Source organism: Niallia taxi, assembly GCF_004005475.1.
GTDB classification, from domain to species: domain Bacteria; phylum Bacillota; class Bacilli; order Bacillales; family Cytobacillaceae; genus Niallia; species Niallia taxi.
The window spans coordinates 578,625-593,100 of record NZ_RZTZ01000001.1; the positions used below are offsets into that span (position 1 = coordinate 578,625).

Annotated in this window: 14 protein-coding genes; 4 read left to right on the forward strand and 10 right to left on the reverse strand. The window is 39.2% G+C overall.

Going from position 1 to position 14,476, the window contains the following annotated elements; all coding sequences use genetic code 11:
- Positions 1 to 4: 4 nt before the first annotated feature.
- The 4 genes from EM808_RS02830 to EM808_RS02845 form a co-directional block, all read right to left on the reverse strand.
- Positions 5 to 856 (reverse strand): sugar ABC transporter permease, encoded by an 852-nt coding sequence (locus EM808_RS02830; RefSeq protein ID WP_127735515.1) that lies wholly within the window; start codon positions 854 to 856, stop codon positions 5 to 7.
- A gap of 3 nt (positions 857 to 859) precedes the next feature.
- Positions 860 to 2,116, reverse strand: a complete 1,257-nt coding sequence (locus EM808_RS02835) for a carbohydrate ABC transporter permease (protein WP_127735518.1) — start codon at positions 2,114 to 2,116, stop codon at positions 860 to 862.
- An 87-nt stretch (positions 2,117 to 2,203) separates the two neighbouring features.
- Positions 2,204 to 3,481 (reverse strand): sugar ABC transporter substrate-binding protein, encoded by a 1,278-nt coding sequence (locus EM808_RS02840; protein ID WP_127735521.1) that lies wholly within the window; start codon positions 3,479 to 3,481, stop codon positions 2,204 to 2,206.
- Positions 3,482 to 3,666: 185 nt separating this feature from the next.
- Positions 3,667 to 4,659, reverse strand: a complete 993-nt coding sequence (locus tag EM808_RS02845; RefSeq protein ID WP_127735524.1) for a LacI family DNA-binding transcriptional regulator — start codon at positions 4,657 to 4,659, stop codon at positions 3,667 to 3,669.
- Between the two features lie 268 nt (positions 4,660 to 4,927).
- On the opposite strand from EM808_RS02845, the gene EM808_RS02850 reads away from it, so the two are divergent.
- The 3 genes from EM808_RS02850 to galT are packed head-to-tail and all read left to right on the forward strand — an operon-like array spanning position 4,928 to position 8,593.
- Positions 4,928 to 6,097, forward strand: coding sequence for a galactokinase (locus EM808_RS02850; RefSeq protein WP_127735527.1), 1,170 nt, complete (start codon positions 4,928 to 4,930; stop codon positions 6,095 to 6,097).
- Between the two features lie 16 nt (positions 6,098 to 6,113).
- Entirely contained in the window at positions 6,114 to 7,115 is a 1,002-nt protein-coding gene (gene galE, locus EM808_RS02855; RefSeq protein WP_127735530.1) for a UDP-glucose 4-epimerase GalE, read from the forward strand.
- Complete coding sequence (galT, locus tag EM808_RS02860) at positions 7,112 to 8,593, forward strand: UDP-glucose--hexose-1-phosphate uridylyltransferase (protein ID WP_127735533.1); 1,482 nt, start codon at positions 7,112 to 7,114, stop codon at positions 8,591 to 8,593. Before galE ends, galT begins: the two co-directional genes overlap by 4 nt.
- A 33-nt stretch (positions 8,594 to 8,626) precedes the next feature.
- Here the strand turns inward: galT and EM808_RS02865 are convergent, their stop codons facing one another.
- The 3 genes from EM808_RS02865 to safA form a co-directional block, all read right to left on the reverse strand.
- A complete protein-coding gene (locus EM808_RS02865) occupies positions 8,627 to 9,784 on the reverse strand; it encodes an ROK family transcriptional regulator (RefSeq protein WP_127735536.1) in 1,158 nt (385 codons plus the stop codon).
- 94 nt (positions 9,785 to 9,878) lie between these two features.
- Positions 9,879 to 10,769, reverse strand: a complete 891-nt coding sequence (locus EM808_RS02870) for a cation diffusion facilitator family transporter (protein ID WP_127735539.1) — start codon at positions 10,767 to 10,769, stop codon at positions 9,879 to 9,881.
- A gap of 277 nt (positions 10,770 to 11,046) precedes the next feature.
- Entirely contained in the window at positions 11,047 to 11,637 is a 591-nt protein-coding gene (gene safA / locus EM808_RS02875) for a SafA/ExsA family spore coat assembly protein (protein WP_127735542.1), read from the reverse strand.
- 175 nt (positions 11,638 to 11,812) lie between these two features.
- Between safA and EM808_RS02880 the strand changes: the two genes are divergently transcribed.
- A complete protein-coding gene (locus tag EM808_RS02880; RefSeq protein ID WP_127735545.1) occupies positions 11,813 to 12,205 on the forward strand; it encodes a tautomerase family protein in 393 nt (130 codons plus the stop codon).
- 41 nt (positions 12,206 to 12,246) lie between these two features.
- Here the strand turns inward: EM808_RS02880 and EM808_RS02885 are convergent, their stop codons facing one another.
- From EM808_RS02885 to EM808_RS02895, 3 genes are all read right to left on the reverse strand, one after another.
- Positions 12,247 to 12,543 carry a putative quinol monooxygenase gene (locus EM808_RS02885; RefSeq protein ID WP_127735548.1) on the reverse strand — a complete coding sequence of 99 codons (297 nt, stop codon included), beginning with the start codon at positions 12,541 to 12,543 and terminating at the stop codon, positions 12,247 to 12,249.
- Between the two features lie 125 nt (positions 12,544 to 12,668).
- Positions 12,669 to 13,103 carry a MarR family winged helix-turn-helix transcriptional regulator gene (locus EM808_RS02890; protein WP_127735551.1) on the reverse strand — a complete coding sequence of 145 codons (435 nt, stop codon included), beginning with the start codon at positions 13,101 to 13,103 and terminating at the stop codon, positions 12,669 to 12,671.
- Between the two features lie 133 nt (positions 13,104 to 13,236).
- Positions 13,237 to 14,451 carry a Bcr/CflA family multidrug efflux MFS transporter gene (locus EM808_RS02895; protein WP_285849586.1) on the reverse strand — a complete coding sequence of 405 codons (1,215 nt, stop codon included), beginning with the start codon at positions 14,449 to 14,451 and terminating at the stop codon, positions 13,237 to 13,239.
- Between the last annotated feature and the right edge of the window lie 25 nt (positions 14,452 to 14,476).

Genomic DNA, 14,476 nt, shown 5'->3' on the forward strand with positions numbered 1-14,476 from the left:
TTAGTTAACCTTTTGTTCCACCTGCAGTCAGACCTGATACAAAGTTCTTTTGCAGCAAAATGAAGATAATGGCAATCGGGATACTTATTAAAATCGCTCCGGCAGCAAATGTAGTATAGCTTGCACCCATTACTTCATTAACAAGATTGTACAGACCAATCGGCAATGTGTAGGATTCTGGTGTCCGCAGAATGGTTGATGACAAAACGAAATCTCCTAACGGTCCGGTAAATCCGTTCATTGCTACAACAGCAATCATTGGTCTTGATAACGGCATGAGAATCTGCCAAAAGATCCTTGTATTGCTTGCACCATCAATTTTGGCACTTTCATCAAGGTCCATCGGTATGGAATCCATATACCCCTTCATTAAATACGTATTCATTGGGATTTGTCCGCCAATATACAACAGAATCAAGAGCCAATGGCTGTTCATAAGTCCAAGCAGCTGTGCCAAAACAAACAATGCAATCAATGCGGAGAACTGTGGAATCATTTGCAGCAGCAAAAATACAGTAAGTGCATTTTTTCTGCCTTTAAAACGGAAACGAGAAAACGCATATGCTGTGAATGACACGCTGATGACCGTTCCAATCATCGTAAATATGCTGATTTTCAGCGAGTTCATATACCAATTAGCATATTGTAAACTCTCTTTGCCTGCGAACAGCTCTTTATAATGATCCAACGTCGGATTGCTCGGAATAATGGACGTACTGATAAGGCTGTTGCCTGGATTAAAGCTTGCTCCGACTGTCCAAAGCAATGGATATATGATAATAATTGTCATAAAAGCCAAGATGCAATAGGAGACAAGGAGCCGTAGGATTTTTTTTTGCTTCATATTTGTCTTCATCTCTTATGCTCCTTCTTTAAACGAATTTGTGCGTCTAAACTGCCATAGTGCGATCGCAATAACAAATACAGACAGCAGTATGGTCAATGCTGCAGCCAAAGAATATTGACTTGATTGCATTGTCAGCTTATAAATCCATGACACTAGAATATCCGTTCCCCCTGCTGTGGAACCTGGCACTGCAGGACCTCCACCATTAAATAGATAGATAATGTTGAAGTTATTAAAGTTGAACGTAAACTGTGTAATGATAATTGGAGCCATCGCAATCAATATCATCGGCATGGTAATATGCTTAAATTTAGCAAAAATACTTGCACCATCAATGGTAGCTGCTTCATATAAATCGTCAGGAATAGACTGAAGCACCCCTGTTGTTACAAGGAATATATAAGGAAAACCAAGCCAGCCTTGCATCAGAATCAATGCGAGCTTTGACCAGCCAGCATCTGTCATCCATGGAACAGGCCCGATTCCCAATGCTGCTAATATATCGTTGTTGATCGCACCAAAGCTGTCATTAAAAAGCCCGGCAAAAATTAGAATCGTTACAAATCCAGGCACTGCCCAAGGTAATACAAGGATTGTACGGAAAAACTTCTTAAAGCGAATTTCCTTTTGGTTAACAAGAACCGCCAGTCCAATGCCAATACTGACTTGTACAGTTGACGCTACAAGTGTCCACACGACTGTCCATGCAAGGACATCAAAAAATGTAGAACGCCATATATCGACTGTAAAAATTTCAGCAAATGTTTTTAAACCAACCCAATCAGTTAAATGTGCTGGTGGGGAGTGGTATAGATCATAGTTCGTAAATGCTAAGGCAAAACTGAATAAAATGGGGAAAATGACGGCGAAAATTAAGATGAACAAGGAAGGACCACTCACAAGATATGGATAACCTTGTGCAATCAAATTATGATACTGGTCTTTTAAGGAGCTTAATTCCATGTTTTCATCACGTAATTTTCCATTTTTGTAGGCATCCTTTAGATTGAAGTAATAAATTGCCAATCCAAAACAAGTTACGATGATGGCAATGATCCCTTCTGCCAAAAGGAAAATGGAATTATCACGAGGCACCTCTGTTCCTAATGTGAATATTCCCCAAAAACCCATATTGAGCAAATCTCCAAATACTAAAAAGAACATAATGCCTATTAAAAGTAACAAAAGTCCCTTAACCCATTGTTTGTTATAAAACTGTCCCACTCCGGGAATAATTGATAGAATAAGAGCTTTATTGCGATGTTGCACTTTTTTCACCCCTTGAGTATCCGACTTTATGTAGTGAGCCGGAATTATGCAGTGCCAAACATGGAATGTTTGGCACTAGCCTTTTGTTTAGTTTCCGCTATGCTTCGCTTCAATCTGTCCTTTAACTGTCTCAACTGCCTGTTCTAGTGCATCTTTAGGCTCTGCCTTGCCTGTTGCGATCGTTTGCAGGGCAGCATCTACCGGTGTCCAAACTTCATTCATTTCCGGGATATTCGGTGTAAGCTCAGAAAATTGAGATTGCTCTGCAACTGCTTTAGCTACTTCACTTTCTTTTACAGCTGGATCATCTGCCAACGCCTGTACAGCTGGCACTTCTTGTGTCAGTTCAAATCTTGTTTTTGAATTTTCTTCATTCGTCAAATATACGGCAAGCTTTTCTGCAAGTTCTGCATTTTGTGAATAAGTACTAACGTTATAGCTTTTCACTCCAATAAATGCACTCATGTTTTTACCGTTTGAAAGCTCAGGCAATTTAACAACACCATAGTTAATTCCTGCTTTTTTGAATGGCTCCACATTCCAAGGACCGGAAATAATCGCTGCTGCCTTCCCTTCTGTAAACAGGGATTCTAGTACGTTAATTCCTTGTTCGCCGATAATTCCTGCTGGGAATAATCCTTCTTTATAAAACTTTTGGATGTATTCCGCGCCTTCCAATGCACCTGCACTATTCAAACCAATATCTTCCGGATTATAGGCACCGCTTCCATCTTTACCGAAAATATAGCCGCCATAGCCGCTCATTACACTTTGTGCGTAATAAATCTGGTCAAATAAAGCAAGGAAGCCGTATTTATCTCCAGATGTATTTTGCTTCGAATATTCATACCATTCATCTAATGTTTTTGGCAGTTTATCCTCAGAAATCAAATCTTTATTATAATAAAGGACTGTTGTTTCAACTGCTTTTGGCAAGCCGTATACTTTTCCATCAACCAGCTGTGACTGTAGTGCTGCTTCTGTATAAATAGATTGAGTGCTATCGTCAACAGCAAGCTCTTTAATCAATCCCTCTGTAACAGCTGTTCCAATTTGGTCACCTGCCATTGTTAAAACATCTGGTCCCGTTCCTGCTGGTCCATCTAACCGCAAATCCTCAATTTGTTTTGCATATGGTTTTTCGACAATTTTTACGGTGACATCATTTTCTTCCTCAAACTTTGCTACAATGTCTTTAATACCTGCTGATTTTTCAATATCTTCCCAGACTAATAGATCATAGTCTTTATTCGAGGAAGCTTTCTGGCCGCTTGAGCCTCCGCTTTCGTCAGGTCCGCAGGCTGCTAGTGATAAAGTTAAGGCAATACCGCCTATTAGGCTGAAATACTTTTGGAACTTTTTCATATATGGGACATCCTTTCCAATAGTTATCCTATTTGTAAGTTTATTGGTGAAAGCGTTTCACTAAAATCAATATAGCACCGACAACAAAATATGTAAACAATTAATTTACTTTATTAAGTAAATAATTTTACGAAACTATTTTTCTGCACAAAAAACCGACACTTCTTTTAAGTGTCGGTTTTTTGTTAATTTGTACTTCTCCTAACGATAAGCTCTGAGCCGAGATATAATGTTTTTACAATTTTTCTTTTATCAAGAACTCTTTCTAATAATAAGGCAATGGCGTTTTTACATATCTCCTTCATATCAATATGAAAGGTTGTTAATGGAGGCGATATGTACTTTGCAATACTGATATTATTTATACTGATAACACTCACCCTGCTTGGAATAGAAATTCCATGTTCATTTAATGCCTGGAGACTCCCAACAGCGATTGGATCAGCTGCTGTGAAGAAGGCTGTCGGCATGTCGTCTCCTAGCTTTTGGATTGCTCTTGACATTAGTGTATAACCATTTTCCACCGAAAATCCTCTTTGGCAAAAAATGTACTTTTCATTAAGCAATCCTCTTTCCTGCATGATTTCACGGAACATTTTTTCTCTTATATCCATTTCGTCCTCATCTGTATTTGGATTATGATAAGTTCCGCTTATTAAACCGATTTCTTTATGGCCCTTTTCCATTAGAAAATCGATTGTTTTTTTTGTTATTTGTGCCAAATCAGGACGAACGGAGTCATAGTGATCAGAATCAGGAGTCGTATCAATAAACACTCCATTCGCTGTAATCCCTCTTAGGTACGCTAATTCGGCATCAGAAAAAGAGCCGACTGCAATAAATCCTTCTATTGTATCTGGAATATTTTCGATTCCTTCTGATATTTTATATGTAGACATTTCCACGTTTGCTTTTTTTGCTGACTTTTCAATTTCAAGCCTCATATCCTTGAAATAAATATCCTCCAGCTCTTCTGTATCTGTCAGCCAATATAAAAAAGCAATATTTTTCACAAGTGGCCTTACAGTCTTTTTTCGGTAATTAAGCTTTTCTGCCACTTCATAAATTTTCTCTCTCGTTTCATCCGGTACAGATAAGTTTTTATCGTTATTTAAAACGCGCGAAACGGTCGAAACGGAAAATCCCGATTCCTCTGCAATATCTTTAATGGTAGCCATCTTTTACCTCCATGCCATTATCATTGACCATTTTTCTTTGATGTAATGAAATAAATAATATCTTTTTAGTATCAGTAAATTTTTTTACTTATTTTTTACTAAATTATATTAAATATTGATTCTTATGTAAACTCTTTTTTAAAAACACGCTAATTTTTAAATTTAAAAGGATTTTTATTGCGTCCCTAGAAGATTAGTAGTAATCTGAACATAGACTTAATTAAATTAATTAACAAAGTTAAAATACAGTCTAAAACAGGAGGCTATTATGAATACAAATTTTCCTTTACTCGAAACATTTCAGTCAATTTTTCATACAGATAAGAAGCCACGGACGTTTTTTGCACCAGGCAGAATTAACCTGATTGGTGAACATACTGACTATAATGGCGGCCATGTCTTCCCTGCTTCTATTTCGTATGGAACATATGCATTAGCAATAAAACGCAATGATTCTAAGTTTCGTTTTTATTCTGCGAACTTTTCTGAGAGCGGTATCATTGAATGTGATTTAGCTGCATTAGAATACAAAAGGTCCGATGATTGGGCGAATTATCCGAAAGGAATGATTCTTCATTTACAAAAGGCCGGCTTTCCAATCGATTCAGGTGCAGATATCTTATTTTATGGGAATATTCCTAATGGTGCTGGACTATCCTCCTCCGCTTCTATCGAGCTTGTAACAGGCGTCCTTCTTCAAGGGCTTTTCGACCTTTCCATTGAAAGGATACCGATGATTAAGCTTGGCCAACAGGTTGAAAATGAATACATCGGTGTTAACAGCGGAATCATGGACCAGTTTGCAATCGGAATGGGCAAAAAGGATTCTGCCATTCTACTAAACTGCCAAACATTAGAATATAAATATGCACCAATTCAGTTAGCAAACCATGTAATTATGATTATAAATACAAATAAGCAGCGCACCCTTGCCGGTTCGAAATATAATGAACGCCGCTCGCAATGTGAAGCCGCATTGCGTGATTTGCAATCAGAGCTTAAGATTGAAAGTTTGGGTGAATTAACACCAGAAGTTTTCGAGAAGGCACAGCATCTTATTAAAGATCCTATTAACCAAAAAAGAGCGAAACACGCTGTTTATGAAAATGCGCGAACATTGGAAGCGCTCTCTGAATTAAATAACGGTAATTTAACTAGATTCGGTGAGCTTATGAACCAATCACACACAAGCCTTAAAGACGATTACGAAGTAACTGGTATAGAGCTGGATACAATTGTAGAGGCCGCCTGGGGTCAAGCTGGAGTAATCGGTGCACGTATGACTGGTGCTGGGTTTGGCGGTTGTGCGATTGCCATTGTTGAAAAGGATAAACATGAGGACTTTAAAAAGAATATTAATGACATTTATAAAGAAAAAATTGGCTATGAGGCTTCCTTTTACACAGCAGCTATCGGTGATGGAGCAAAAGAAATTTAAAAAGGTGGGTTAATTTATGAGCATTTTAGTTGTTGGCGGGGCAGGATATGTCGGTTCACATGCTGTCCATCAGCTCCATGATCTTGGAGAAAAAGTAGTTGTTATTGATAACTTGGAGACTGGCAACAAGCAAGCATTACATCCTAATGCAATCTTTTACGAGGGGGATATACGCGATATAGATTTTCTTCGCACAGTGTTTGCAAAGGAAGAAATCAATGCTGTTATTCACTTTGCCGCAAACTCACTTGTTGGGGAGTCAATGGAAAATCCCCTTAAATATTATGATAATAATGTGCACGGAACGCAATTGCTCCTGCAGACAATGGTTGAATTTAATGTAAAAAACATTGTATTTTCCTCAACAGCTGCAACCTATGGAGAGCCAAATACTGTGCCGATTACGGAGGATATGCCGACTAATCCTGCTAATCCTTACGGAGAAACAAAGCGGGCGATGGAGAAAATGATGGAATGGGCCGATAAAGCGTATGGTATAAAATACGTTTCTCTTCGTTATTTCAATGTGGCAGGTGCAAGAAGTACTGGGGAAATCGGAGAAGACCATGACCCTGAGACACATCTTATCCCAATTATCCTACAGGCTGCATTAAACAAACGCCCTTCAGTCATGATATATGGTGATGACTATAATACACCTGACGGCACATGCATCAGAGATTATATTCATGTGGAAGATCTCATTGATGCCCATTTATTAGCCTTAAACTATTTAAAAGCGAACGGAAGCAGTGATATTTTTAATCTAGGCAGCAGCCAAGGCTTTTCGGTTAAAGAGCTCATTGCTGCAGCACGGAAAATAACAGGACGAGAAATCCCTGCTGTTATTGGTCCGCGCCGCGCCGGTGATCCAAGCACTTTGATTGCAAGCTCGCTTAAGGCGAGACAAGTGTTAGGCTGGAATCCTACACGCACATCGATTGAGCAAATTGTAAGTGATGCTTGGAGCTGGCATTTGTCCCATCCGGACGGGTATTTAAAGGAAGTGAACATATGATATTTGCTTATATCGACACGCTTGTTCTTAAAGCACAAGAGGCAAAGCTTATGGAGTCCGCAGATGCCATATATGCTAGAAACCAAGTGCTACAGCTCTTAAAGCTTGATGATTATACAGAGGAGATTGCTAGTGAGGATTTATCTCAGCACACAATTGCCGACATAATCGACTGGATTGTTTCCTATGCGACAACTCAAGGTGTCATCGAGAATCTAGTAGATATAAAGGAAATTTTGGCTGCCAATATCATGAACTGTTTTTTGGCACGCCCCTCTGTTATTAGAGATACCTTTTACAAGAAATATAAAGAATCTCCTGTTGCTGCAACGGAATATTTTTACGAACTGAGCAAGAACAGCAATTATATTCAATTGAATCGAATCAAAAATAATATTTCTTATAAAATGGATACAGATTATGGACTTATGGACATTACGATTAATTTATCAAAGCCGGAAAAGGACCCGGAGGAAATTAAGCGGGAACGTGCGCTGAAACAAGATGTCAAATATCCAAAGTGCCTCCTTTGTAAGGAAAACGAAGGATATGCAGGTCGAATCGGCCACCCTGCCAGATCGAACCACCGTATTATTCCATTAGAGCTTGCTGGTGAGACATGGAATTTACAATACTCACCTTACGTTTATTACAATGAGCATAGCATCGTGTTTTCAGACGAACATAGGGATATGAAAATTGATCGCCATGCCTTTGAAAGGCTGCTGCTTTTTACAAAACAGTATCCACATTATTTCATTGGCTCTAACGCAGATTTACCAATTGTCGGTGGCTCCATCCTTAGCCATGACCATTATCAAGGCGGTTCTTATGAGTTTGCAATGACAAGAGCAGAGGAAAGCTTCGCATTTACCTTAACAGGCTTTCCGCATATTGCTGCATCTGTTTTGAAATGGCCAATGTCAGTCATAAGGCTAAAAGGAAAAAACATCGCAGACCTAGTTGATGCAGGAGACTTTATTCTCAAAACGTGGCGAAGCTATACAGATAAACAAGCAAATATTCATGCATATACAGATGATGTTCCACATAACACGATTACTCCAATTGCGAGAAATCGGGATGGTTATTTTGAGCTAGACCTTGTTTTGCGAAATAATCGGACGACAGATGAGCATCCTCTTGGCATCTTTCATCCCCATGCAGATGTTCATCATATCAAAAAGGAGAACATTGGGTTGATTGAGGTAATGGGTCTTGCCGTTCTTCCGCCACGACTTAAGGAAGAGCTTCATGAAATCACATTGCTTTTACTCGGCAAAGAGAATAACGTCAATGAATATCATCAAGACTGGGCAAATAACATGGTAAAAGAATATGGGACAATATCGTCATTAGAAGAAGCAGAACAAATTGTTCGAAAAGAGCTAAGTAAAAAGTTCGTTAGAGTACTTGAGGATGCGGGTGTTTTTAAAGAAAGAAAATCTTTTCAAGCCTTCCTCGACACATTGAACTAGCACAATAAAGCTGAACCAATTTGGTTCAGCTTTTTAGCTTTGGTCAAACAGCTCAACAAGCAATAAGGAAACAGCTCCAAGGACGGTTGCATCATCCCCTAAGCTCGTGGCTATCACTTCTGTTTTCGCCGCTGTCTTCGTTAAGGCTGTCTTTTCAATTTTTCGTTTGATGGCAGGCAGCAAATAGTGTTTACTTTTCATGACACCGCCGCCCAAAACAATTCTGTCTGGATTCAATAAATGAATGAAGTTCGTTAGACCAATCCCAATCGTTTCGCCAATTTCAGCCAGAAAATCCGCATGCATCTTACTTCCTGTTTGCGCCAAAGCGTAAATTTCCTCGCCTGTAATCCGCTCCCCGCAAAACTCCATCGACCTTTCTGCAATCGCGATTCCACTTACTAATGTTTGAAGGCAGCCGCGATTACCACATTCACAAACAGCACCGTGCAAATCAATGGTCATATGACCGAACTCACCAGCAATGCCTTGCGCTCCATGATGCAGAAGACCATTTAATACGATTCCTGCCCCAACACCTCTGCCAATGTTAATTGCCACCATACTGTCGACACTGCCGTGTCCGCCAAACCACGACTCTCCTAATGCCATTGCTCTTGCATCATTTTCAATCTTAATAGCCAACCCGAATTCCTTCTCAAGGGCCTCTTTCACACGAATATTCCTTAAATTGATATTGGGAGCAACAAGCACCTCTCCTGCCTCTACATCCACAACACCATGCATAGCCATGCCAATCCCGATTACCTGGTCTCTGTCCATTGTGGAACAAGCAAACAGACCGGATACAGCTTGCTTTAATGTTTCGACAAACTCTTCATTTGTAATAGGCATTTGCAGTGCTGCTGTATTACGGTAATAAATTTCGCCCGTTAAATCCGTAATCACACAATCGACTGTTTCAGGACCTGCATCAACCCCAATCGCAAAAAAAGCCTTGCTGTTAATATGAAGCATTGTTGGTTTACGGCCGCCGCTCGATTCCCCAAGCATTGTTTCTATCACAAGACCTTCTGCCATCAACTCCCTGACTATGCTGCTGACAGTTGGGGGAGTCAGCTTTGTTTCCTTAGCAATTTGCGCTCTTGAGATTGGCTCTGACAACCTGATTTTGTTTAAAATGATCGTCTTATTAACAGACTTCATCCATTGAAAACTGCCACGTTCCACTAAAAAATCCTCCATCTAAAAAATCCTTATATATCCCTTATTATAGCACAATAGCCTTAAGCCGCTCTTTCAAAAAGGGTCGGCCTCAGGCTAATTAATAGTATGGATTCAAATGGATAAGCACTTCTTCAATATTGTCATGTTTTTTCATCAGCTTCTTCTTTATTTCACGCGACAGATCATGACCTTCCTTGATTGTTTTGTCATGGTCAATGGAAATTCGTAAATCGACAAGAACATAATGTCCGTGTTCCCTTGCTCTTAGCCTGTCTATTCTTTTCACTTCAGAGAAAGATGCGATGATACTTTCATAATCCTTCAAAATAGCTGAATCAATATTCCGTTCAAGCAAGATATCAAAAGCCTCTTTCAACATTTCCTTCGAAATTTTGAAAATTAAGTATGCCACAATGATACTCGCAACCTTATCACCAAACAGCAAAAACTTTATGTCAAACTTATCCCCAATAATAGAAAGAATAACCCCAACCGCTGCGGCAATGCTTGCGACAATATCGGCCTTGTGGTCAAAGGCAATTGCTTCGATTGCCTTACTCTTTTGTTCCTTAGCAATCTTCATGCTGTACCTGTATAAGTATTCTTTAGCGCCATATGAAATAATCGCAATCCACATTGCAAGTATATTAGGTGCTGTAATCGGATGAAACAGGCCGATAATCGCTTCGTAAACAACATATAATGATACGGCAAACAGAACAATACCGACAATCCCTGATACAATAACCTCTGCTTTTCCATGCCCATACGGATGCTCAAGGTCAGCAGGCTTGTTGGCAATTTTAATTACGAACAACACAATGACAGAGGCAAATACATCTGCAGCAGAGTGAATTCCATCTGCAAAAACTGCATCACTGTTTGCTGCCCAGCCTATTACTAGTTTTCCTATTGTTAATAAAATGTTACTTATAACACTAATCCAAGCTACTTTTTTCGCTAACTGTTCTCTTGTTGACAAAGCCATACTTCCCCTCTAAAAAAATCACCATTGTATCTTACCAAAAGCAGACCTTATGGGTCTAGAGAAAAATTGTTGGTACAAGCCACAACTATTTAACTTGCCAAAACTTCGTTCCTGCATTTAATCTTCCATTTATTGTACGTGCAGCGACAATAATGACCTATTCTTTCACCCTGTTTGCTTTTAGGGGAATGACTCATTTTCTTCAAATTAAGCAAGGAGAATATATGAATGAGGAGAATATATTGCCGCTTAATTATCCGCGGCAATATTCAAAAACTTATTTAGAAATAAACATTTGCGTCCAATAATGCCCTGACGCATAATAACCGACACCAATCTGAGTGAAGGAGCTGCTCAAAATATTTGCTCTGTGTCCGCTTGAATTCATCCACGAAGTAACAACCTGCTGTGCGGTTGTTTGCCCTTTTGCAATATTCTCACCAGCGGATTTATAGCTGATTCCATATGCTTTCATCATATTGAAAGGTGATCCATATGTTGGACTAGTATGGCTGAAATAATTCTTCTGAGCCATATCCATTGATTTATCTCTCGCAACCCTTGATAACTCCCAATTCTCAGTTAAAGGCTTAAGACCCGCTTTTTGCCTCTCAATATTACAAAGACGAATTACTTCACGCTCCACCGTTTTAACAGAGTCAATATTTGGAATGTTCAAGGTTTGGCCTGGATAAATCAAGCTTGGAGTTTTAATTTGGGGGTTCGCCCCAATGATTTCTCGAAGTCCAATTTGATATTTAACAGCTATTTTCCACATAGAATCCCCGCTTTTAACTGTATATGTATCAGCAAAAGCCATTGTAGGAATAGCAACTAAGCATAGTATTGCCATCAATATCTTTTTCATCTTATCACCTCCTTATCGGTGATAAGATGAGTCTTTTTCGGTAAAAATATACAAAAAGATTCCGACAAGAATAAGAAGAAATATCTACATCAAAAAGATGATATTATGGTGACATTTTGGTTAATTAATGATAATATGTTGGTATACAAAATCACCAACAATAGGAGAGGATAATATGCCGTTAATACGCTTTGATATGCTTGAAGGAAGGTCCGAAACAGAAATTACAAAAATATTGGATGTTACTCATCGTGTTATGGTTGAGGCATTCCAGGTACCAGAAAGAGATAGATACCAGATTGTTTCCCAGCACAAACCGTATGAAATGATTGTCCAAGACACTGGACTTGGCTTCTCTAGAAGTGAAAATGTCCTGCTTATCAGCATCACAAGCAGACACAGGACCGCCGACCAAAAGCAAACATTCTACAAAAACCTAACAAACGAGCTTGAACAACATTGTGGAATTACCGCTAATGATGTAATGGTATCCTTTACAATAAACGGGGATGAAGACTGGAGCTTCGGATACGGAGAGGCTCAATTTTTGACTGGCAAACTGACATAATAAAAGGGCAGAGATAACTTCTCTGCCCTTTTGCATCTATATTATAGTGCTAATTTCTCTGCTTGGAATACTTCTGCCTCAAGCGGTGCTGCCAAATATTCTCCAGCTTTAGAAACGAAGCCTTGGAAATGACTGCTTGCATTATGTTGTTCAATTGCTGCTTGATCTTTCCAGCCTTCAATCATGATAAAAGTATTTTCTTCTTCTACACTTTTTACAAGCTGATAAGAAATATTGCCTTCTTCTTCGCGAGACGCTTTAACAAGTGTGCTCACTTCTTCTAAAAATGCTGCTTCTTTACCTTCTTGTAATTTCATTTTTGCATGAATAACAAACATCGTTATTTCCTCCTCATAATCTTCTTTATTATTTAATGGTTACTACAGTATAGTGAAACTCAAAAGATAGACTTAATGAAATGAGCACCAAAAAATGATACCAAACTCTTTAGAGACTTATCCTTTTAAATTTCTACTGTAGATACATTTTTACTAAGGCGTGAAAGCATGTCCAGCAGTATTTCCTGCTCACTGGCACTAAAGCCGCTTAACGTTTGTTCAATAAAGCTTTTTTTCGCTTGGAGCGATGCAGCAATCTCTTGTCTGCCACTATTTGTTAAGCTTACCAATGTAACACGGTTGTCCTCTGCTTTTTTCCTTCGTGAAACAAGTCCTGCTGCTTCCAGCTGCTTCAAATGCCGCGTAACCGCTGCATTATCAATATTGATTTCTTTCTGAAGGGTACTTTGACTGATTTCATCTGCATTATAAAGTTGGTGCAGAATTTCAATTCTCGTAGGGCTTGAGCCTAGACATGATTCAAATTTCGAATTAACATTATTGTTCAGCTTTTGGAGCTGATAAAAAATCTGGAGCTGGATAACGCAATTATCACGCATAGAACTCTCCTTCCAAAACAATTAGTTGACATGTCAATAATTGATATATCAAATATAAACCTATTTTTCCCGATTGTCAAAGAATAAATACGCAAATAAAAACCGCTCCGAAATTTTCGAAGCGGTTAAGCATTTACTGCGGTGAACCAACAACACGGCGTCCTCTTCTGACTAACCCATAATAAGAAAGCAATGCCAAAAAGCTTGCGAGAAACATAATTGCTCCCATTGGAATAGCTGTTTGTTCTCCGGCAATCCCTACAAGCGGAGCCGAAATAGATCCAAGAATAAACGGCAGTAAGCCAAGTAATGCAGACGCACTTCCAGCAATATGCCCTTGAGTATCCATTGCCAATGAAAACGAAGTCGTCGAAATAATGCCGATGGATGATACAAAAAAGAAAATTGGGATAACAATTGCCAGTAATGGTGCTTGAAGCAAGAGTGCAATTAACAAAATTATTCCAGATATATTTGCGATGAATAAGCCTATCTGCAGAAACGTTTTTTCAGATAAAACATCTGCATACCTTCCAACCAACTGGGAGCCAATCATCAAAGCAATCCCGTTCATTCCAAACAGCAGGCTGAATGTTGTTGGTGATACACCGTAAATATTTTGATAGACAAATGGAGTGCCAGAAACATATGCAAAGATACCTGCAACAATAAAACCTTGTGTGAGTGCATATCCTCTAAACTGGCGATCCTTTAAAAGTGAGCCGAAATTTTTCAGGATTTGCCCAATATTGCTTGGCACCCTCCTTTCAGGAGGAAGTGTTTCTGTAAGCCTTAAAGACACGATTAAGGACAGAACAACCCCAACACATGCAAGGACAAGAAATACAACATTCCAATTACCAAAGCGCAGGATGGTGCTTCCGGCAACAGGTGCTAATATCGGTCCAAGATTATTAACAAGCATTAACAACGCAAAGAATTTTGTCAGTTCTTTGCCACTGTAGACATCACGAACAATCGCTCTTGAGATAACAATACCGCCAGCTGCTGAGAAACCTTGGATAAAGCGTGCAGCAATAAAGAAATAAATATTAGGGGCAAAGGAACAAATTACAGAGGCGATTAAGTAGACAATCAAAAATATAACTAAAGGTTTTCTCCTTCCAATCACATCACTCATTGGACCAATTACAAGCTGACCTGCTCCTAATCCCAGCAGACAGGTTGTCAAGGAAATTTGGACAAGTGACGCGGTTGTTCCATAATCCTCTACAATTGTCGGAAAGGATGGCAGATACATATCGATTGTAAGCGGGCCTAAAATGGCAAGTGAACCGAGCAAAAACGCTAAACGAAGCCTATTATTTTTTTTAAGTAAATCGGGCAAAATCCTTCCACCTTCCTAGTCGTTT

Bases quoted from the DNA above. Each gene is read 5' to 3' on its own strand.
- EM808_RS02890 (WP_127735551.1), bottom strand. From the start codon at position 13,103: ATGCGTGATAATTGCGTTATCCAGCTCCAGATTTTTTATCAGCTCCAA.
- galE (WP_127735530.1), top strand. From the start codon at position 6,114: ATGAGCATTTTAGTTGTTGGCGGGGCAGGATATGTCGGTTCACATGCT.
- EM808_RS02885 (WP_127735548.1), bottom strand. From the start codon at position 12,543: ATGTTTGTTATTCATGCAAAAATGAAATTACAAGAAGGTAAAGAAGCA.
- EM808_RS02850 (WP_127735527.1), top strand. From the start codon at position 4,928: ATGAATACAAATTTTCCTTTACTCGAAACATTTCAGTCAATTTTTCAT.
- safA (WP_127735542.1), bottom strand. From the start codon at position 11,637: ATGAAAAAGATATTGATGGCAATACTATGCTTAGTTGCTATTCCTACA.
- galT (WP_127735533.1), top strand. From the start codon at position 7,112: ATGATATTTGCTTATATCGACACGCTTGTTCTTAAAGCACAAGAGGCA.
- EM808_RS02845 (WP_127735524.1), bottom strand. From the start codon at position 4,659: ATGGCTACCATTAAAGATATTGCAGAGGAATCGGGATTTTCCGTTTCG.
- EM808_RS02880 (WP_127735545.1), top strand. From the start codon at position 11,813: ATGCCGTTAATACGCTTTGATATGCTTGAAGGAAGGTCCGAAACAGAA.
- EM808_RS02840 (WP_127735521.1), bottom strand. From the start codon at position 3,481: ATGAAAAAGTTCCAAAAGTATTTCAGCCTAATAGGCGGTATTGCCTTA.
- EM808_RS02830 (WP_127735515.1), bottom strand. From the start codon at position 856: ATGAAGACAAATATGAAGCAAAAAAAAATCCTACGGCTCCTTGTCTCC.
- EM808_RS02870 (WP_127735539.1), bottom strand. From the start codon at position 10,769: ATGGCTTTGTCAACAAGAGAACAGTTAGCGAAAAAAGTAGCTTGGATT.